The 20214-nt window shown below is 44.2% G+C and carries 17 protein-coding genes and 1 other annotated feature; of the genes, 15 read left to right on the forward strand and 2 right to left on the reverse strand.

Annotated features, from left to right (window positions below; all coding sequences use genetic code 11):
* Positions 1–3 precede the first annotated feature (3 nt).
* Positions 4–801: a formate dehydrogenase accessory sulfurtransferase FdhD gene (gene fdhD / locus SALPA_RS20700; protein WP_145098360.1), complete on the forward strand. Its 798-nt coding sequence runs from the start codon at positions 4–6 to the stop codon at positions 799–801.
* A 142-nt stretch (positions 802–943) separates the two neighbouring features.
* Complete coding sequence (gene glp / locus SALPA_RS20705) at positions 944–2158, forward strand: gephyrin-like molybdotransferase Glp (protein ID WP_145098363.1); 1215 nt, start codon at positions 944–946, stop codon at positions 2156–2158.
* A 116-nt stretch (positions 2159–2274) separates the two neighbouring features.
* Here glp and mobB read toward each other — a convergent pair whose 3' ends face one another.
* Together mobB and fdhF are read right to left on the reverse strand one after the other, a co-directional pair.
* Positions 2275–2769 (reverse strand): molybdopterin-guanine dinucleotide biosynthesis protein B, encoded by a 495-nt coding sequence (mobB, locus tag SALPA_RS20710; protein ID WP_145098366.1) that lies wholly within the window; start codon positions 2767–2769, stop codon positions 2275–2277.
* 221 nt (positions 2770–2990) lie between these two features.
* The gene (gene fdhF / locus SALPA_RS31625; protein WP_145098369.1) at positions 2991–5669 is read right to left on the reverse strand and encodes a formate dehydrogenase subunit alpha; all 2679 of its coding nucleotides are present in this window, start codon (positions 5667–5669) and stop codon (positions 2991–2993) included.
* 249 nt (positions 5670–5918) lie between these two features.
* Positions 5919–6150 (forward strand) — a binding site (T-box leader).
* A gap of 39 nt (positions 6151–6189) precedes the next feature.
* Between fdhF and SALPA_RS20720 the strand changes: the two genes are divergently transcribed.
* From SALPA_RS20720 to SALPA_RS20780, 13 genes are all read left to right on the forward strand, one after another.
* Positions 6190–8850 carry a valine--tRNA ligase gene (locus tag SALPA_RS20720; RefSeq protein WP_145098372.1) on the forward strand — a complete coding sequence of 887 codons (2661 nt, stop codon included), beginning with the start codon at positions 6190–6192 and terminating at the stop codon, positions 8848–8850.
* Between the two features lie 36 nt (positions 8851–8886).
* Positions 8887–10170, forward strand: coding sequence for a folylpolyglutamate synthase/dihydrofolate synthase family protein (locus tag SALPA_RS20725; protein ID WP_145098375.1), 1284 nt, complete (start codon positions 8887–8889; stop codon positions 10168–10170).
* A 157-nt stretch (positions 10171–10327) separates the two neighbouring features.
* Complete coding sequence (locus SALPA_RS20730) at positions 10328–11575, forward strand: O-antigen ligase (RefSeq protein WP_145098378.1); 1248 nt, start codon at positions 10328–10330, stop codon at positions 11573–11575.
* A 254-nt stretch (positions 11576–11829) separates the two neighbouring features.
* A complete protein-coding gene (locus SALPA_RS20735; RefSeq protein ID WP_145098381.1) occupies positions 11830–12210 on the forward strand; it encodes a DRTGG domain-containing protein in 381 nt (126 codons plus the stop codon).
* Positions 12189–12617 carry an ATP-binding protein gene (locus tag SALPA_RS20740; protein WP_222428076.1) on the forward strand — a complete coding sequence of 143 codons (429 nt, stop codon included), beginning with the start codon at positions 12189–12191 and terminating at the stop codon, positions 12615–12617. Before SALPA_RS20735 ends, SALPA_RS20740 begins: the two co-directional genes overlap by 22 nt.
* A 41-nt stretch (positions 12618–12658) precedes the next feature.
* Positions 12659–13996: a [Fe-Fe] hydrogenase large subunit C-terminal domain-containing protein gene (locus tag SALPA_RS20745; protein WP_145098384.1), complete on the forward strand. Its 1338-nt coding sequence runs from the start codon at positions 12659–12661 to the stop codon at positions 13994–13996.
* A 23-nt stretch (positions 13997–14019) separates the two neighbouring features.
* Positions 14020–14361, forward strand: a complete 342-nt coding sequence (locus SALPA_RS20750) for a DRTGG domain-containing protein (protein WP_145098387.1) — start codon at positions 14020–14022, stop codon at positions 14359–14361.
* Positions 14358–15101, forward strand: coding sequence for a PHP domain-containing protein (locus SALPA_RS20755; RefSeq protein ID WP_255451284.1), 744 nt, complete (start codon positions 14358–14360; stop codon positions 15099–15101). The genes SALPA_RS20750 and SALPA_RS20755 overlap by 4 nt, the downstream gene beginning before the upstream one ends.
* Positions 15102–15162: 61 nt before the next feature.
* Positions 15163–15672 carry an NADH-quinone oxidoreductase subunit NuoE gene (gene nuoE, locus SALPA_RS20760; RefSeq protein WP_145098390.1) on the forward strand — a complete coding sequence of 170 codons (510 nt, stop codon included), beginning with the start codon at positions 15163–15165 and terminating at the stop codon, positions 15670–15672.
* Positions 15673–15681: 9 nt separating this feature from the next.
* Positions 15682–16245: an ATP-binding protein gene (locus SALPA_RS20765; protein WP_145098393.1), complete on the forward strand. Its 564-nt coding sequence runs from the start codon at positions 15682–15684 to the stop codon at positions 16243–16245.
* Positions 16232–16597 carry a ferredoxin gene (locus SALPA_RS20770; protein ID WP_145098396.1) on the forward strand — a complete coding sequence of 122 codons (366 nt, stop codon included), beginning with the start codon at positions 16232–16234 and terminating at the stop codon, positions 16595–16597. The genes SALPA_RS20765 and SALPA_RS20770 overlap by 14 nt, the downstream gene beginning before the upstream one ends.
* Positions 16598–16625: 28 nt before the next feature.
* On the forward strand, positions 16626–18416 hold the full coding sequence (gene nuoF / locus SALPA_RS20775) for an NADH-quinone oxidoreductase subunit NuoF (protein WP_145098399.1): 1791 nt from the start codon (positions 16626–16628) through the stop codon (positions 18414–18416).
* 69 nt (positions 18417–18485) lie between these two features.
* The gene (locus SALPA_RS20780; protein WP_145098402.1) at positions 18486–20213 is read left to right on the forward strand and encodes an NADH-dependent [FeFe] hydrogenase, group A6; all 1728 of its coding nucleotides are present in this window, start codon (positions 18486–18488) and stop codon (positions 20211–20213) included.
* Position 20214: the final 1 nt, after the last annotated feature.

A 20214-nucleotide genomic window follows, 5' to 3' on the forward strand; every position in this document is an offset into this window, starting at 1 on the left:
ATCATGGATGCACTCAAAGGAACGAGTAATTATCCAGTTATTAAAATTCGTGGACAGGAGATTGTCAAGATAGAGGAACCGGTTGTCGAGGAAATACCGCTTACGATCTATTTGAATGACAAGGAACTTGTTACCATGTTAGCTGCCGCTGGTGAGGAAAATTATTTGGTGATAGGTTTTTTGGCTACAGAGGGTATTATCCAGACGGTTGATGATATCAAAACTCTTGCTATTGATACAGGTAAAGGTGTCATACATGTTACCACAACTTCAGGTCAGATTGCCGCCGAAAAGATGTTTTTGAAACGATATCTGACTGCTTGCTGTGGTAAGGGGCGCAGTGCCTTTTATTTTGTGAATGATATTTTGACAGCTAAGACAGTGGCGACAGATTTAACAATTACACCCGGCGAGGCTATGCACTATTCCAAATTATTAGAGGCAGCGTCGGAAACCTTTCGCCTCACCGGCGGTGTGCATGGGGGTGCGTTGGCCGCTGCTGGAGAGTTGATTTGTTGGAGTCAAGATATTGGGCGGCACAATGTATTTGACAAGTTGTATGGTCGTTGTCTACTGGAAGGAATTAGTACTCGGGATAAAGTGTTGGTTTTTTCCGGACGGGTATCCTCGGAGATATTGCTCAAAGTCAGTAAAATGAATATCTCGGTCCTTATTGCTCGCTCAGCCCCTACTACGTTGGCCCTTGATATGGCTGAAGAACTTGGTGTAACGGTTATTGGCTTTGCGCGGGGTGAACATTTAAACATATATAGCCATCCAGAACGAGTCAGAGGAATCTAGCAGGTTAATCCGAGACTACTTGCAGGCGACAGAGTAAGTAACAGGATTTTGCGGAAATGGGCAGACTCTGTATCGACTGTAAAGAATGTTCCTATTCCGTGTTACGCGTTTGGAAAATAAAAATAAAGGAGGAAATAATCTAGTGTCAGTAAAACTGGAAATTGCTCAGGAAATTTTGTTAAATTTAGTAACAGTAATGCCTAAGGAACGAGTGGCATTACACGAGTGCTGGCAACGTATCTTAGGAGAAACAGTAACCTCTGACATGGACTTTCCACCATTTAATCGTTCGCCGCTTGATGGCTATGCTATGATTGCCGAGGAAGTGACTACTGCAACTCCTGAAAATCCAGTAATGCTCAAGCAAATTGACTATATTCCGGCAGGCGGAAACCCTAGTAAAACTATTAGCGCCGGAACAACCAGCCGCATCATGACAGGTGCGCCTATACCGCTTGGAGCTACCGGCGTAATTCGTTTAGAGGACACGCTTGTAAATGGCGATAGTGTCAGCATTTTGGATGGCAGAGGCGCAGAAAAAAATATATGTTTGCAGGGAGATGAAATATTTCAGGGGGAAGAGGTTGTTGCCCAGGGGACGATCATAAATGCCGGGGTAATGGGGATGTTAGCCGTCCTCGGTAAAAGCCAGCCTTATGTTTTTCGTAAACCACGAGTAGCACTTATTGCCACAGGTAGTGAGATTATACCTATTGATTTTCCCCTCGCACCAGGTAAAATTCGTAACTCAAATAGTTATATGCTTTGTGCGCAAGTAGCTGAAGCAGGTGGACAGGCAGTATTCTTAGGTAACGCTTCTGACAATATTGATGAAATTGCGCATTTATTAGAAAGTGCCTCCGACTGTGACGTATTCATAACTACCGGTGGTGCTTCGGTAGGCGATTATGATCTTATTGGTGAAGTATACAAAAAATTAGGCGTTACCTTACTATTTGACAGAGTGAGTATGAAACCTGGAATGCCTGTATTAGCCGGGGTTCGCAATGGAAAACTCTTTTTGGGCTTATCAGGTAACCCGGCAGCAGCAGCAATTTCTTTTGAACAATTGGGGCGGCCCATGCTTATGAAAATGGCGGGGCGTAAGGTGTGGTGGCGACCGAGAATTAAGGGCATATTGGCTTCTCCTTTTAAGAAAAAGACAGGTGACAAACGTTTTGTCTGGGCACGGTGCTGGCAGGCTGATACAGATATTTTAGTTGAACCATCACGTGCCCAGGGCAATGGTATGTTAAAATCGGCTATGGCCGCCAATGCACTGATTGTTATTCCGGAGAATTCGCCGCCGCTAAAGGTAGGTACTGAGGTAGAGATTATCTTACTGGCAGATGCTTAAAGTAAAGAGAATATTTTCATAGAAAAAGAAAAAGCCGCCTAAAATTATTCATTCTAAGCAGTTTTAGAGCCATATTCCCGGCAGCCCTTGCATTTATCTAGCACACGAGTTAAGACTTATCTATTTTTTTGTAAGAGTTCTTTTTCCAAAAAATCAGCCATAGGAGCAGGATCATTTACCGAAAAATGAGGAATATCATCATAGATAGTTGTATCAGAAGCGATTGCCAGTAATTCTTCTTTTGAGCATAGCGGGCTTTCACAGGCTTCTTTGCGAAATACCTCAATCCGGAGCTTACTTTCTCGCTTGTAGCCTTCTGTAAAGATAATATCAACCCCATTAATATGGGCGGCTACTTCTTCAAGCAGTAATTCTTTGGTTACTTTTTTTATCATTGCCATTTTTTCTGGTGAGGAGATGCAAACAATATCGGCACCTGCTTGCGCATGACGCCAGGTATCTTTACCAGGCTTGTCAATGTCAAAGCCATGAACATCATGCTTTATGGTAGCAACCTTGTAGCCTCGCAGTTTTATTTCCCGAATTAATTTTTCCAAATAGGTAGTTTTACCACAGTCTGAGCGTCCCACAATTGATATTACTGGAATCATTGCAATAATTACCTCTTTTCTTTATCTAATGGCTTATACAAATTCCATTATAAATGCAGGATAAACTTCAGTGCAAGTAGTTGTCAAAAAATAGTATACAAATGTTATCTGTGTGTTGAAGTAACCGCTGGATCGCAATGTGTGAAAAGGTGTCCCTTTGGGATAAAAAAATCTGTGGCACTTAGCTAAGTGCCACAGATCTTATGTTTTATAGCTTCTAATTAATTAAGCTTTTCGACTTTGACTGCACATACTTTGTATTCGTAGGTTTTGGTTGTTTTGTCTAAGTTACCACTGGTAAGTTCATTGGTTGGGGTTGCGAGATAGTGGAAGGACATCCAGATAACTCCCGGCAATACACGGTCTGTAATCCACGCTTTGGTTTGAACTTTGCCGCGGCGTGAGGACACACTAATGATTTCTTGATCCTGGATTCCCAGACGTTTTGCGTCATCAGGATGTAGCATGGCTTGTTCTTCAGAACGGAAATCAGTCAGTGTTTTTGAGTAACCGGGGGTAGTTATGTTGTAGTGATAAAGAATTCGGCCTGTGCTTAGCAGGAACGGATACTCTGGATCTGGTTCTTCGCCAGGAGCCTGATTGTCAATGGCCACAAACTTGGCAGTACCGCAGCTGAACTTGCCATTGGCATGCAGATACTGGGTACCAGGATGGTTTTTATCCGGAACCGGCCATTGTAGGCCGCTTGCTTCAAGACGATCATATGAGACACCCGCCAAGCTTGGGGTGAGAGAGGCTATTTCATCCATGATTTCACTCGCATGATTGTAGGACATCGGATAGCCCATCCGTGTGGATAAGTCCACCAAAATCTGCCAGTCTGCGCGGCTGTTGCCGACCGGATTGATGGCTTGGCGAACCCGTTGAATACGACGTTCCGTATTGGTAAAGGTGCCGTCTTTTTCAGCAAAGGAGGCTCCTGGCAAAACGACATCAGCTAACTTGGCTGTTTCGGTTAGAAACAGATTTTGTACAACAAGGAAATCCAAATTCTTGAGTCCTTTGCGGACATGATTGGCATCGCCGTCAGTTAGAACGGGATCTTCGCCCATAACATACATGGCTTTGAGTTCGCCGCTAACGGCTTTATCGAACATATCTGGAATCATGAGTCCCACTTTATTCGATAGTTTTACGCCCCACGCCTTTTCAAATTTATCTTGAACCATTGGGAAATCGACTTTTTGATAGCCTGGATAAACATTCGGCAAAGCACCCATATCACAGGCACCCTGTACGTTGTTTTGGCCACGCATTGGATTTACACCAGTATTAGGTTTGCCGATATTACCTGTCAGTAGGGTAAGGTTGGCTAAACTCATAACGTTATCTGTACCGCATACGTGTTCGGTTATTCCCAAGGTATAAAAAATCTGTGCTTTTTCAGCTGTGCCATAGATTTTAGCTGCTTCAAGCAGTAAATCTTTTGGCACGCCGGTGATGCTTTCTACATATTCGGGGGTATATTTTTCTACTGTTTCAGCAACCTGCTCATACCCGTTTGTGCAGGCTTCAATAAAGGCTTTATCATGCCAGCCGGACTTGATAATGATGCGCATAATACCGTTAATTAAAGCAATATCAGTGCCTGGTTTCAAACGCAGCCAAACATGGGCTTTGCCAGCCAGTTCGGTTTTTCGCGGATCAGCTACCACGAGTTTGGCACCGTTGCGGAGAGCTTGCCGCATTTTTGCGCCAATGACAGGGTGGGCTTCAGTTGGGTTAGCCCCAATTACAAACAAAACTTTGCTGTGGGGAATTTCATTAATAGAGTTGGTCATTGCTCCGGAGCCGAATGAAGTGGCCAGACCGGCCACAGTGGGAGCGTGTCAAGTACGTGCGCAATGATCGACATTGTTGGTACCGATCGCTGCGCGCATAAATTTTTGCATGATATAGTTATCTTCGTTAACGCATCTGGCAGAACTAAGTGCTCCTATCGCGTCGCCACCATAGGCAGTTTTTATTTCACCAAATTTGCTGGCAATTAGATCAAGCGCTTCATCCCAGCTGGCCTCAACAAATTTGCCGTCTTTTTTTATCAATGGCGTGGTAAGGCGTTCCGGGCTGTGGATATAGTCAGTACCGAAACGTCCTTTAACGCAGGTAAGACGACCATTAACCGGACTGCTTAGATTGGAGGTAACACCAATAACCTTATCGTCTTTTACATTTAGATCGAAGTTACAGCCTACACCGCAGAAGGGGCAGGTTGTTTTAACTTTTTTATCAGGCAAACCAGCAAGATGCATAGGCTTTTCGGTCAAAGCGCCTACTGGGCAAGCCGATACACAGGTTCCGCAAAATAAACAACTGGACGAATTGACCATGTCTTCGTCAAATGCCGGTGCGACCTTGGTATCAAATCCCCTGTTTGTCCATTCAAGGGTATCGCAGCATTGCACTTCCCGGCAAACCCGGACACAACGTCCGCAAAGAATACATTTGTTATTATCCCGAATGATGAAGGGATTGCTGTCATCTACAGCAAAGTTACGGCGCTCGCCTTCAAAACGAACTTCGCGGATGCCGAATTGGTTTGCCAGCGACTGCAACTCACAATCCAGGTTGCGCTGACAGGACAGACAATCTTGTGGATGGTTAGCGAGCATAAGTTCAACTACGCTTTTGCGTGCTTCGCGGATGGTTGCCGAGTTGGTGCGTACAACCAGCCCTTCGGATACTGGGTAGGTGCAGGCGGTAACAAGTCCTTTGGCTCCTTCCACTTCTACGACACAGACACGGCAGGACCCTTCAGGGGTTAAATCAGCGAGATGGCATAAAGTGGGAATAGTTACTCCCGCTTGCTGGGCAGCCTCTAAGACAGTACTTCCTTTGGCAATTTCGATGACTTGTCCATCAATAGTTAGTTTTACCATTAACTGTGTTCACACTCCTTGTGATAGAATAGAAACTACTGGGTACTGGGGAAAACGGATAATAAGAACGTAATATTTTTAATATTCAATAATGAACTTCAACGTTATAATGAATTTTCCTTCTTTTTAAAAGAAAATATGTACTAAGTTTCACAAAAGATTTAATTAAGGCTGAAGACTTACAATATGAACCGGTTAGAACTTGACACTGTCCACTGTGATAGGTATAATAAAGTCAATTATATATGATGAATAGTGATGAACGGAAGAGTACGCTAGCGCGACTGTTCAGAGAGGAAGCTCTTGGCTGCAAGGTTTCTCAGTGCGCATGCTGAAGGTCATCCGGGAGCTGCTGTGTTGAAAAATTAAGTAGGTACAGCCGGGTTTTGCCACGTAATGGCAATGTGAGTGTCTGGCTGTTAGTTTATGCCGGAAACAAAGGTGGTATCGCGGAAGAAACAAAAGCTCTTTCGTCCTTAGAGGACGAAAGAGCTTTTTTATATTTATCCAAGGAGGAACTATGGAACAAGAACAGACCAACAATATTTCAACCGTTTATGACCCCCAGGCAGTAGAAGCCAAGTGGTATAAATTTTGGGAAGATAACAGGTTATTTCATGCTGAAGTTGACCCTCAAAAGCAAGCATTTAGTATTGTAATACCGCCGCCGAATGTAACCGGGCAGCTCCATATGGGTCATGCGCTTGACAATACTTTGCAGGATATCCTTATTCGATTTAAACGTCAGCAGGGCTATAATACCTTATGGATGCCAGGTTCCGACCACGCCGGAATTGCTACGCAGATTAAAGTGGAGGAAGTATTGGCTAAGGAGGGTAAGACCCGTTATGATCTGGGGCGTGAAACATTTATTAATCGAGTTTGGGAATGGAAAGGCCAGTATGGCAGTCGGATAACTAATCAGCTCCGGCGCCTAGGTGCTTCCTGCGACTGGGAACGAGAGCGCTTTACTATGGATGAGGGTTGCTCTAAGGCCGTACGCGAGGTTTTTGTCAGCTTGTATGAGCAGGGGCTTATTTATCAGGGACACCGCATCACTAATTGGTGTCCGCGTTGTAATACGGCTTTAAGTGATATTGAAGTTGAGCATGAAGAACAACCGGGCCATCTCTACCATGTCCGATATTTGGTAGAAGGTACTGACAGCGAGTATGTTACGGTAGCAACTACACGGCCTGAGACTATCTTAGGTGACAGTGGTGTAGCTGTTCATCCTGAGGATGGACGCTACAAACATTTGGCCGGCAAATATTTAATTTTGCCCCTTATTGGCCGCCGCCTGCCGCTGGTAGCTGATGAATATGTTGATCCTTCGTTTGGGACCGGGGCCGTAAAGATTACACCCGCTCACGACCCGAATGACTTTGATATGGGCCAAAGACACAAGTTAGCCGAATTTGTTGTTATAAATCCTGATGGTACAATGACAGCTGATACCGGTAAGTATGCGGGTATGGACCGCTATGAATGCCGTAAAATGTTAGTAAATGACTTGAAAGACCAAGGCTATCTTGTAAAAATTGATGAACATAGTCATGCGGTCGGGCATTGTCAACGCTGCAACACAGTAGTTGAACCATTAGTATCCAAGCAATGGTTTGTTAAAATGGAGCCACTAGCCCAACCAGCTATTAAGGCCGTAGCTTCAGGCCAAATTCAATTTGTTCCCGAGCGGTTTACAAAAATCTATACTAATTGGCTGGAAAACATTCGGGACTGGTGTATTTCCCGTCAAATCTGGTGGGGGCATCGTATCCCGGCTTGGTATTGCGAATGTGGTGAGGTTACTGTATCCCGGGAAGATATAACCGTTTGCCCTAAGTGCGGCGGGAAGGTTGAACAAGACCCAGATGTGCTTGATACTTGGTTTAGTTCCGGGTTATGGCCGTTTTCCACCATGGGCTGGCCTGAGGATACGGCTGAACTCAAGCAATTTTACCCCACAAGTGTACTGGTAACCGGCTATGACATTATTTTTTTCTGGGTAGCCAGAATGATTATGATGGGGCTGAAGTTCCAAAAAAATATTCCTTTTAAGCATGTGTTTATTCATGGTTTGGTGCGCGATAGCCAGGGTCGGAAGATGAGTAAGTCGCTGGGTAACGGCATTGATCCGCTGGAGGTAATTGATAAATACGGTGCAGACACACTGCGATTTATGTTAATAACGGGTAATACCCCTGGTAATGACATGCGTTTTTATTGGGAACGAGTGGAGTCCAGCCGGAACTTTGCCAACAAAATCTGGAATGCCTCACGCTTTGTACTGATGAATTTGGAAGGCTTTGAGCAGGAGGTTACGCCTGATTCTAAGGCGTTTACACTAGCTGACCGCTGGATTTTGAGCCGTTATAATGCCACCGTGGCTGATGTAACACGCAATCTTGAGCGTTTTGAGCTGGGGGAAGCGGCTCGCATGGTATATGAATTTATCTGGGACGAGTTCTGCGATTGGTATATTGAATTGGCAAAAAGCCGCCTTTATAATAAAGAAGATGACAAAAGCCGTAAAGTAGCGCAATATCTTTTACACTATGTTCTTAGTAATACCTTGAAGCTGCTGCATCCGTTTATGCCATTTATTACCGAGGCTATTTGGCAGAGTCTGCCACACCAGGGAATTAGCATAATGACAGCTGGCTGGCCAGTGGAAGATACGAAGCTTACTAACCATGAGGACGAACAACTGATGGGCGTCATTATGGAAACCATTAAGGCAGTGCGCAATATGCGGGCCGAAGTCAATGTACATCCTGGCAAAAAGAGCCAAGTAATTTTAAAAATGGCTTCCTGTGAGCTCAAGGAAAAAATAGAGGATAATAGCAGCTATATTAAAACGTTAGCCGCTGCCGAGCCGATAACTATTCTTGCAGCTAGTGATGTCACGCCTGAAAATGCTATGACAGCGGTGGTTAGCGGTGTTGAAATTTATTTGCCGCTTAAAGGACTTATTGATGTCGAAAAAGAAACTGCTCGTTTGAACAAAGAACTCAGCAATTTAGACAAAGAGTTATCACGTATTAGCGGTAAATTGGGTAACCCCGGCTTTACCGCCAAGGCTCCTGCTGATGTCATTGAGAAGGAAAAAGCCAAACAGGCCGAATTCGTAGAAAAGCAAATAGCTATTAAAGAACGCTTGGTGTATTTGGCTCAGCTATAGTAAGGTCGGTGCATGAAGAAAACGGAGGTGCAACAGATGAATTATGAACAAACGTTAGCCTATCTTGAAAATTTGAGTAAGTTTGGTATTAATCTGGGAATGGCTCGTATTGAGCGCTTGCTTGCGCTCATGCAGCATCCGGAACAACGTTTTAAATCCATTCATGTTACCGGTACAAATGGCAAAGGTTCCACGACAGCTATGCTGTCAGCTATATTGACTGCCAGTGGGGTTAAAAACGGAATGTATACTTCTCCCCATCTTCATGACTATCCGGAACGGATGGTCGTCAATGGACAGGAAATAACCAAAGATGAATTTGCTCAGGCAATTACCTATACCAATAAATTTGTTGAACAGATGCTGGCAGAGGGCTTTGAGCAACCCACAGAATTTGAAGTAATTACTGCTGCTGCTTTTTACTATTTTGCTGCTGTGGGTGTAGAGTATGCTGTTATTGAAGTCGGACTGGGCGGGCTGTTGGATTCTACGAATGTTATTATCCCGGAAATTTCGGTAATTACCAATGTTACCCTGGAACATACGGATCGTTGCGGTTCTACAATTGCAGATGTTGCCCGCCATAAAGCTGGCATAATTAAAGATGGCGTGCCGGTGGTAACAGCCGCAAAAGGTGAGCCACTTGCTATTATTAAGCAGACAGCGGCTGCAAAAGGTGCTAGAGTTTATGTGAAAGATGAGGATTTTTCAAGTGAGTTTCAAGGATTAGCCAAAGGCAAACAGCAAATGTTTATTGATGCCGGTGGTTTAGGTCAAGCTGAAATTGCACTAAATATTATTGGTTGTCACCAAGTGGAAAATGGCGCAGCTGCTGTTATGACTGCACTCCTTCTGGGGACAAAGGAATCGCGCATTACTTTGCAGACAATTAAGAGCGCCCTTACTACAGTACGCTGGCCAGGCCGGTTTGAAATCGTTCCTGGCAGTCCGGTTATTATTATTGACGGAGCACATAATCCGGATGGGGCCAGAGTGTTGCGACAAAACCTTGATTTGGTGTTTCCCGGACGAGAGATAACCTTTGCTTTAGGTATTCTCCGTGACAAAGATGTAGCAGGAATTATTCGTGCGCTTATTCGTACGACTGATACGGTTGTTACTGTTCAGCCACTCTCGTACCGGGCAGCAACTCCAGAAGAAATTGCCCGGGAAATAGAAGCGCGTCACGTGGAGGCTGCTGGCACAATTGAGGCTGGTATTGAGCGTGCTAAGCAATTGGCTGGTTCTGATGGGCTTGTTTGTGTCGCAGGTTCGCTATACTTAATCGGAGAGGCTCGTCAGATTATCTTTAATAAGTAGACAATGTAACTATAATTGTATATAATAAATAGTGGCGCTTGGGGCATAATGCAAGCGCCACTATTGTTATACTTTTTGCATGCGAAAAAGTATAACAGTAAAACCCAATAGGAAACAGTAAGTTGAACCGGGAATTTTTTGAACCGTAGGTGAAAATGTGTATATTGCATATTCGTTCAACAGTCAAACCCAATATCGTCTTGATTTTCTCATAGAACATTGCATTTTGGCTGTAGCCTTTTTTTTACCGATGTCGCTGGATGCCGCTACTTTGTTTCTCGGAGTGGGAACTGCTTTATGGACAGTTAAGATGATAGCAGTGAAGAGACTGTTGTTTAAACGGACACCATTTGATGAGAGCATTGCTCTATTGGTTATTTTGTCAGCAGCATCTATTGGTGGTTCACCAGATCCGAGCTTTAGTTTTTATAATTATTACCATCTTATGGGACGATATATATTACTATATTATCTTGTTATTAATAATTTGAATTCTTTGCAGCAAGTACAACGATTAGTGTGGGCGGTTATGGCTTCGGCTTTATTGGTAACCTCCTATGGGTTTTATCAATATGTACACGGTGTAGATATATCCACATTTCACTGGGTGGATGGTGAACAGTTTCCAGACCTTAAAGTCCGGATTTTTTCTACCTTGCAAAATCCTAATTTGCTAGCCGGGTTTTTAGTGGTTGTTATGTCCTTAGCTATTGGACAGGGATTATATACCGAAAGAATCGGCAGTAAATTATTGCTGTTTGCGTTGGTTATTGTATTGGGAACCTGTCTGGTACTTACTTATTCGCGGGGTGCATGGCTAAGCATAGTGGCAGTTGCAACTATTTGCGGGCGGTTCTATAACCGCAAGGTGCTGTGGCTTTTTTTATTAATTCCGCTGGGTGCACTTTTTTGCCAGGATGCAGTAATGGAACGATTAATGTCTATTTTTAATCCCACAGATACTTCTTCAACCTTGAGAATAGCCTTATGGGAAAGTACGATTGCCATGATTTGGGATAAGCCACTGCTCGGAATTGGCTGGGGATCCTACTGGCTAGTGTATCCTGAGTATGATTTTTTCCTGAATAACCCTGCTGCCCGGATTGTTCATGCTCACAATATGTACCTGCATATTGCAGCTGAAATTGGGATACCAGGATTGCTTGTATTTTTAATTATTATTTATGGACATACTAAGAAAGCAATGGATATTTTAAGTCATACCAACAATCGTTGGGTAACCGGGCTTATGCTTGGCATAGTGGCAGCTGTTCTGGGTTTGGCAGTCAATGGTTTTACTGATTATATTATGTTTAATGTGCAGTTGTCGATGCTGTTTTGGCTCCTGAATGGGGTAATTATTACCATCTGGCAAGAAGTTGCCGCAACAACTAAAAACAATTGAGCAATTTGCCGCGGTAAGCCTGAATATATCTATATTTATCGCCGCTGCTTTTTGGTTGTCGGATACCATGTGTTTTTTGAAAAGCAACCTAATTATTTTAGAAGTCGCAGCAGGATTTATTAGAAATAACGCGAATATACACAAATAGTAAGTTATTTAGTATAACTATCGAGGGGGATTAGCCCCTTAATTTTTTATGCGGAATTTAGTGAAATTTCGAACAAGAGTTAATTTTGGCTCATGGAGGTGCCGTGTTGAAACTGGCACAAATAAAAATTATGTTGGATGCTGAGGTACTTTGCGGTATAGAATGGCTTGACAGAGAAATTAAAAGCGCTTGCGGCGCAGACTTAATGAGTGATGTTTTGGCTTTTACTAAAGAAAATGGGCTTTTGTTGACAGGTCTGACAAACATCCAAGTAATTCGTACCGCTGAGGTGAGTGACTTAGTTGCCATATTGTTTGTACGCGGTAAACGGCCAGGGCCAGAGGTTGTTGCAATGGCAAAGAACATGCAAATTCCTTTGCTTTCAACTAGAAAACAGATGTATGAAGCTTGCGGTTTGTTATATCAAGATGGTCTTGCGGGTTGTACGCTAAAGGAGGAACCCTTTTGTTGCCGGGACAAGGAATAGAATTAGAATTTGTATTAGAGGCTGCAGATTTTGACAGCGCAGGAGAAGCGTCAAGCAAGATCAAGCGCACATTGCAGCAACTTGGAGTACGTCCTGATGTTATAAGGCGAATCGCTATCAGCGCCTATGAGGCCGAAATGAATGTGATTATTCATGCGTGCCGCGGTGTGATGAGGGCAGAAATCTATTCTGACCGTACTGAGTTGGTTGTAGATGATGAAGGTCCGGGAATTTCTGACGTTAATCTTGCAATGCAGGCAGGATATTCTACGGCTCCCGATCATATCCGCGAAATGGGTTTTGGTGCCGGTATGGGCTTGCCCAATATGGTGCGCTGTACAGATAAGTTTGACATCAAAAGTGAAAAGGACATTGGAACAAAGCTTAGTATGATTATTTACCACTAAAATAAGTGTTTGATATTTGTATAGATTGAGTGGTGGAAGTGATGGAAGTGGCGGAGGAACGTTTTCACTCTGTGCAGCTTACACCTGAACTGTGTCAGGGCTGTGTGAATTGTACGAAACATTGCCCAACGGAAGCAATCCGCATTCGTGGTGGCAAAGCCCATATCACATCTTCTCGCTGCATAGATTGCGGTGAATGTATCAGGCATTGCCCTGGACATGCTAAAACTGCTGTGACCGATGAATTATGGAACCTTAAAAAATTTAAGCACAATATTGCATTACCGGCACCGGCACTCTATGGTCAGTTTAACGCTGATATTCCGGTTAGAGCTATTTTAGCCGGTTTGTTAAAACTGGGTTTTGATGAAGTGTTTGAAGTAGCTCATGGCGCAGAAATTATTTCGCTGGCAATTAGAGAGTACCTTAAGCGTCCAGATGTTGTTCGCCCGGCAATTTCTTCCGCTTGTCCAGCTATTGTCAGGCTTATTCAGGTCAAATTCCCCGAACTTATTGAAAACATAGTACCTTTTGACGCTCCGGTTGAGGTGGCAGCCCGGTTAGCAAGGGTTGAAGCTCAACGGCTGCACGGCCTCAAATCAGAAGATATCGGTGTATGGTTTATTACGCCCTGCCCAGCAAAAATGACGGCAGTATACCAGCCTCTTGGTACTGAAAAATCAAGTATTAGCGGTGCCATTGCCGTTAATAAGATTTATCATGATTTATTTAAAGTAGTTACCGCTGAAGTTCAGGATGCCCGTCGGCAAGCTTCGTGGGTAGGTGTCGGTTGGGCGGTACCTGGCGGCGAAACATCAGCTATTGGTGTTGATAACGTATTAATAGTACATGATATTAATCATGTTACGAATGTATTGGAGCAAGTGGCCTTAGGCAAACTCAAAGACGTTGATTATATTGAGCTACTGGCATGTGCCGGCGGTTGTATTGGCGGTGCATTAACAGTAGAAAACCATTTTGTAGCTGAACATCGTATGAAACGGCGAATTGAAAAGAAAAAAATTCAGGATCCCAAGCGTGGTATATTGCCCCGCACTGCGTGCACTGATTTTGAACTCGGGTTAACCGGGCGGCGGGCTATTGAACCTAAACCGGCGCTGCGTCTTGATGCTGATATTTCTAAAGCTATGTCCAAAATCGAAATAATGGATGCAACATTAAAAAGTTTACCTGGTCTTGATTGTGGTTCGTGCGGTTCGCCCAATTGCAAGGCTTTGGCTGAAGACATTGCCCAGGGGCGAGCCAGCCTGACTGACTGTGTATTTCTTTTGCGCAACAAGGTGCGGGATTTGGCCTACGAAATGGTTAATCTGGCTGCCAAGTTACCGCCGCCGCTTGATAAAGAGAAAGAAGAATAGGATTCAGTATGGGGGGGATAATTGTGACTATTCAGGAAATAATGAAAGCCTTACCTTTGAAAGTAATAGCAGGCCAGTCTAACCTTGATAAAGAGGTCAGCGGTGGGTATGCGTCAGATCTGCTGAGTAATGTCATGGGTCAGGCGCAGGTAGGGAATATATGGGTTACGATGCAGGGCCATCAGAATGTTGTGGCTGTAGCGTTGCTGGCTGGACTGAGTGCTATTGTTATTGCCGGCGGCGTGGAACCAGATCCGGAGGCCGTACAAAAGGCCCTAACAGAAAAAATAGTTATACTGACAACCACTCTTTCTGCTTATAAAGTGATTGGTCGCTTATATCAGTTAGGTGTCACGGGGGAATGATGCGACGGTTTGTGGCCGATCTTCATGTACACTCCTTGTTGTCGCCTTGCGCTGAAATTGAAATGACACCAAATAATATTGTTTGGCATGCAGTGCAACATGAAGTTGATATAGTTGCCATTACCGATCATAACGCCTGTGATAATGTCGCTGCTGCTTTAGAGGCAGCAAAAGCTACTTCTGTCACCATTTTGCCGGGGATGGAAGTTGAGAGTAAAGAGGAAGTTCACCTGATTGTTTTATTCGAAAACATGCAGCAACTTAAAGCTTGGGAACAATTTGTTCAGCAGCATATGTCAGGACGCCTCAATGACGCTGAACGTTTTGGTGCGCAGTTTATTGTTGATGCTGACGATAATTTTGTTGCTGAAAAAACAGAAATGCTATTAGCATCGCTGACTGCCGGTATTGCAGATATCACGGCACAAGTGAAAAAACTCGGTGGAATTTGTATTGCCAGCCATGTAGACAGGCCTACCTATAGTATAATTTCGCAACTGGGTTTTATTCCACCGGATATCGAATTGGACGCGGTGGAAGTGTCCAAAAATATGAGTGTAGAGCAGGCGTCACAGCGTATTCCCACTATTGGACGCTTTCCTATAATAACAGCCTCGGATGCTCATGTAATGGATGATTTTATTCATGGCCCGAAGACCGTATTCTATATCGAGCAACCGACTTTGGGGGAAATCCGACAGGCATTATTAGCTCAAAATTTGCGAAAGGTGGTGGTTTAGCCACTGTTTATCACTGGTTTTTCAAGTTTAATTGTGATTTTTTTCATAAGGAGGAGTTAACATGAACAGCGAAAAAGAAACTAAAGGCTGCTGCTGCGGCGGCGGTGAAGCAGGTAAGCTGGCTCTCGATCAATTGAATGTAATTCTCACTAAATGGCAGGGCGTAAAAGGAGCTCTAATTCCGGTGCTACAGGAAGCACAAGAGGCTTATGGATACTTGCCGCGAGAAATTATTCAAGCTATTGCTGTAGAATTGAAAATCCCGGTTAGCCAGATTTACGGTGTAGTGACTTTCTACTCTCAATTTCATCTCAATCCGCGTGGTAAAAACATCATCCGTGTTTGCCAGGGAACTGCTTGCCATGTGCGCGGTGCTAAGGCTATTCTTGCCGCACTGGAAGACAAGCTGCAGATTAAAGCTGGTAGTACTACTCCTGATCTTACTTTTACATTAGAAACCGTGGCTTGTATCGGTGCTTGTGGTTTGGCTCCGGTACTGATGATTAATGACGATACCCATGGTCGCCTGACCCCTGACTCAATTCCTAAGTTATTGGCCCAATACGCCTAACATTGGCCTATGCGCGAAATATCACTTCATATTCTTGACTTAGTTCAGAATTCAATTGAAGCTGGGGCGACAGCCGCCAAATTAGAAATTATTGAAGATATAATTGGGGATAGTATGATTATCAGGGTTTCTGACAATGGTCGGGGTATGAATAAAAAAATGCGGCAATTAGTAATTGACCCCTTTATCACCACAAGGACTACCCGCCGAGTAGGATTGGGGTTGCCACTAATGGACATGTCTACTAAGCGTTGCGGCGGGTATTTGAATATTGATTCCATACAAGGTCAGGGTACAGTGATTGAAGCGATGTACCAATATAGCCACTTGGATAGGCCACCAATGGGAAATTTAGTGGAAACAATTAAGAGCATACTTGTTGCGAATCCGGTACTGCAATTTTCCTATCATCATACGGTCAATAACAAGAGTCTCTCAATTTCTTCCCACGAGATAACCGATATTTTGGATGGTATACCATTAACGCAGCCAGACGTATTGATTTGGTTGCACGGATATTTGTCAGATAATATAGCCAATTTGTACGGAGGTGCTGAAGATGAAAACAATTGAAGATTTGAAACGTCTGCGGGAACAGCTTAAAAACAAAAACAACCTGCGTCATGACGGGGGAACGCAGGTAATTGTTGGTATGGGTACTTGTGGTATTGCTGCCGGAGCAAGGCAAGTTATGACTGCAGTATTAGAAGAGGTTGCCAAGCGGAAACTGGAAGACGTTAAAGTCTGGCAAACAGGTTGTATCGGCATGTGCGAACAAGAGGTGCTTCTTGATGTTGTGCGCCCCGGTGAACCGCGGATAACGTACGGCAGAGTTACGCCAGCAGATGTCCCCAAAATTATTGCCGAACATGTAGTTAACGGACGGATTGTCGCCGAGCTGGCTATTGGTAAAATAGCTGAATAATTTTTTGTAGAGTACAGGAGGGGATAACATGGAACATATCAGAGCACATGTGCTTATTTGTGGCGGTACTGGTTGCGTAGCTTCAGGTTCAAAAAAAGTTGAAGCTGCACTCCAGGCCGAACTGGTCAAAAAGGGTTTAGATAAAGAAGTAAAGATTGTTGAAACCGGTTGTCATGGCTTTTGTGAAATGGGTCCGCTGGTCATTATTTATCCTGAAGGTACCTTCTATGTTCGCGTTCAGGAATCTGATGTGGCTGAATTGGTTGAAACCCATCTTTACAAAGGCCGCATTGTTGAGCGGTTATTATATAAAGAGCCTGTTACTCAGGAGAAAATTCCTAATTACAGCGACATGGAATTTTATAAAAAGCAGATGCGCTTTGTATTAGCCAACTGCGGTCATATCAATCCGGAAGAGATCAATGAATATATAGCTGAGGGCGGTTATGAAGCTTTAGGTAAAGTTTTGTCAGAAATGAAACCGCAGGACGTGGTCGAAGAAGTTAAAAAAGCTGGTCTGCGTGGCCGGGGAGGCGGCGGTTTCCCAACAGGTATGAAATGGGGTTTTGCCAGTAACTCGCCTGGCACGAAAAAGTATGTTGTTTGTAACGCGGACGAAGGCGATCCTGGTGCATTCATGGATCGTAGCGTACTTGAAGGCGATCCCCATCGTGTAATTGAAGGTATGGCTATCTGCGGCTACGCAATTGGGGCTGATGAAGGCTATCTCTATGTTCGTGCAGAATATCCGTTGGCTATCAAACGGCTGAAACTAGCTATTAAGCAAGCAGAGGAACTGGGTCTGTTAGGTGAGAATATCCTAGGCTCAGGCTTCAACTTTAGATTAAAAATCAAAGAAGGTGCCGGTGCCTTTGTATGTGGTGAAGAAACGGCACTTATAGCATCCATTGAAGGTAAACGCGGTATGCCTCGTCCCCGTCCGCCATTCCCAGCTGTTTCCGGCTTGTGGGGTAAACCTACCAATATTAACAATGTTGAGACCTTTGCTAACGTACCGCAGATCATCACTAAGGGTGCTGATTGGTATGCTTCGATCGGCACTGAGCGCAGTAAAGGCACGAAGGTGTTTGCACTTACTGGCCGGATTAATAATACTGGTCTGGCTGAAGTTCCTATGGGTATTACCATGCGTGAAATTATTTATGAGATTGGTGGCGGCATTCAAGGCGGCAAAAAGTTCAAAGCAGTTCAAATCGGCGGTCCGTCTGGTGGCTGTCTGCCTGAAAGTCTGCTTGATTTATCAGTAGACTATGATTCACTTATTAAAGTTGGTGCCATGATGGGTTCAGGTGGTTTAGTCGTAATGGATGAGACTACTTGTATGGTTGACGTTGCCAAATTCTTCTTAAACTTTACGCAATCTGAGTCCTGTGGTAAATGTACCCCTTGTCGTGAAGGCACCAAGCGTATGTTGGAAATTCTCACCCGGATTACCGAAGGGGAAGGCCGTGAAGGAGATATTGAGTTATTAGAATCCATGGCCAAAAACATTAAAACTACGGCTCTTTGTGGTTTGGGTCAAACTGCTCCTAATCCGGTATTGTCTACCTTGCACTATTTCCGCGATGAATATGAAGCCCATATCAAGGAAAAACGTTGTCCGGCTGGTGCTTGCACCAAACTCTTGAATTATAGTATTACCGATGCCTGCAAAGGCTGTGGTTTATGCAAAAAGGTATGTCCGGTCGAGGCAATCAGCGGCGAAAAGAAAGAGCAGCATGCAATCGATAGTGCTAAATGTATTAGATGCGGTGCCTGCTTTGGCAAATGTCCATTTGAATCAATTGCTAAAGGCTAAATTTGCCAGTTAGTTTTTGGTATTATATACTGCCTAATAATTACCGAGAAGAGAGAGGGTGACACGACTATGGAAATGGTTAATTTAACAATTGATGGACAGCAAGTAGCTGTGCCGAAAACATCAACTGTTTTGGAAGCTGCACTTTCGCTTGGCATAAAAATTCCGACTCTATGTTATCATCCCGAGCTACGTGTTGAAGGTGCTTGCCGGGTCTGTATGGTAGAAGTTGAAGGTGCTCGCAGCTTGGTTGCATCTTGCGTTTATCCGGTAAATGAAGGAATGGTTGTTCATACTAATTCTGCTGCTGCGCGTGAGGCACGTAAGTCCGTTGTTGAGTTGTTACTGGCCAATCATCCGACTGAATGCTTATCTTGTCAACGTAATTTAAACTGTGAACTGCAAAATATTGCCGCTGATGTTGGCGTTAGAGAAATTCGTTTTGATGGCGAAAAGAAAAACTATCCGCTTGATGATCAAAACCCGTCATTGGTTCGTGACCAAAACAAATGTATTTTGTGTGGCCGCTGTATCCGTGCCTGCAGTGAGCGTCAGGGTGTACATGTATATAGCTTTGCTGACAGGGGCTTTAATACCACTGTTGTACCTGCCTTTAGCTTAGGATTGGATCAAGTTGCATGTACCTTTTGTGGTCAATGTGCTGCCGTATGTCCGACCGGCGCTATTGTCGAAAAAGACGATACCGAGGCAGTATGGGCAGCTCTCAGCGATCCGAAAAAACATGTAATTGTACAGACAGCACCTGCTGTTCGCGTAGCCTTAGGTGAAGCCCTTGACCTGCCTAATGGATCTATTGTTACCGGCAAAATGGTGGCTGCGCTAAAAAGGCTGGGCTTTGATAAGGTATTTGATACCAACTTCAGTGCTGACCTCACGATCTGGGAAGAAGGTTCAGAGCTTATTGACCGCTTGACTAATGGCGGCACACTGCCGATGATTACTTCCTGCAGCCCAGGGTGGGTTAACTTCATTGAATTAAAATATCCGGACCTGTTAGACCATCTGTCAACTGCTAAATCGCCGCAACAGATGTTTGGTGCAGTGGCTAAAACCTATTATGCTGAAAAAGCTGGTATTGATCCTAAAGATATTGTTTCCGTATCAATCATGCCATGCACAGCTAAGAAAGCGGAAGCTGCTCGTCCTGAAATGAATTCCAGTGGCTATCAGGATGTTGACTATGTTTTGACAACTCGTGAATTAGGCCGCATGGTTCGTGCAGCAGGCATTAACTTTGCTAAGCTGACTGAGACTGAATTTGATGCACCGCTTGGCATCGGCTCAGGCGCTGGCGTAATCTTTGGTGCTACTGGTGGTGTAACTGAAGCCGCTCTCCGGACAGTTGCGAAACTGGTATCAGGTAAGGAACTTGACAATATTGAGTTTCAAGCTGTACGCGGTATGACCGGTATCAAAGAGGCTTCAGTTCAGTTAAAAGAAGGCTTAACCGCTAAGGTTGCTATAGCCCATACCTTAGCTAATGCGCGGGTAATTCTGGAAAAGATTCGTGCTGGTGAAGCCGATTACCACTTTATTGAAATCATGGCATGCCCTGGTGGCTGCTCTGGTGGCGGTGGACAGCCAATTATTACTTCGGCTGAAAAACGGCAAAAACGTATGGATGCTATTTATGAATGTGATCGATCTTCTGAGATTCGGAAATCACATGATAATCCAGCAATTAAGGAACTGTATGATACTTTCCTTGGAAAACCGCTGGGTGAAAAATCACATCATCTTCTCCATACTCACTATCATAAGCAAGATAAATGCTAAA

It is taken from the genome of Sporomusa sp. KB1 (assembly GCF_007830295.1).
GTDB lineage: Bacteria > Bacillota > Negativicutes > Sporomusales > Sporomusaceae > Sporomusa.

Bases quoted from the DNA above. Each gene is read 5' to 3' on its own strand.
- SALPA_RS20770 (WP_145098396.1), top strand. From the start codon at position 16,232: ATGAAAACAATTGAAGATTTGAAACGTCTGCGGGAACAGCTTAAAAAC.
- mobB (WP_145098366.1), bottom strand. From the start codon at position 2,769: ATGATTCCAGTAATATCAATTGTGGGACGCTCAGACTGTGGTAAAACT.
- SALPA_RS20755 (WP_255451284.1), top strand. From the start codon at position 14,358: ATGATGCGACGGTTTGTGGCCGATCTTCATGTACACTCCTTGTTGTCG.
- fdhD (WP_145098360.1), top strand. From the start codon at position 4: ATGGATGCACTCAAAGGAACGAGTAATTATCCAGTTATTAAAATTCGT.
- nuoE (WP_145098390.1), top strand. From the start codon at position 15,163: ATGAACAGCGAAAAAGAAACTAAAGGCTGCTGCTGCGGCGGCGGTGAA.
- SALPA_RS20725 (WP_145098375.1), top strand. From the start codon at position 8,887: ATGAATTATGAACAAACGTTAGCCTATCTTGAAAATTTGAGTAAGTTT.
- nuoF (WP_145098399.1), top strand. From the start codon at position 16,626: ATGGAACATATCAGAGCACATGTGCTTATTTGTGGCGGTACTGGTTGC.
- SALPA_RS20780 (WP_145098402.1), top strand. From the start codon at position 18,486: ATGGAAATGGTTAATTTAACAATTGATGGACAGCAAGTAGCTGTGCCG.
- SALPA_RS20765 (WP_145098393.1), top strand. From the start codon at position 15,682: ATGCGCGAAATATCACTTCATATTCTTGACTTAGTTCAGAATTCAATT.
- SALPA_RS20745 (WP_145098384.1), top strand. From the start codon at position 12,659: ATGGAAGTGGCGGAGGAACGTTTTCACTCTGTGCAGCTTACACCTGAA.
- SALPA_RS20720 (WP_145098372.1), top strand. From the start codon at position 6,190: ATGGAACAAGAACAGACCAACAATATTTCAACCGTTTATGACCCCCAG.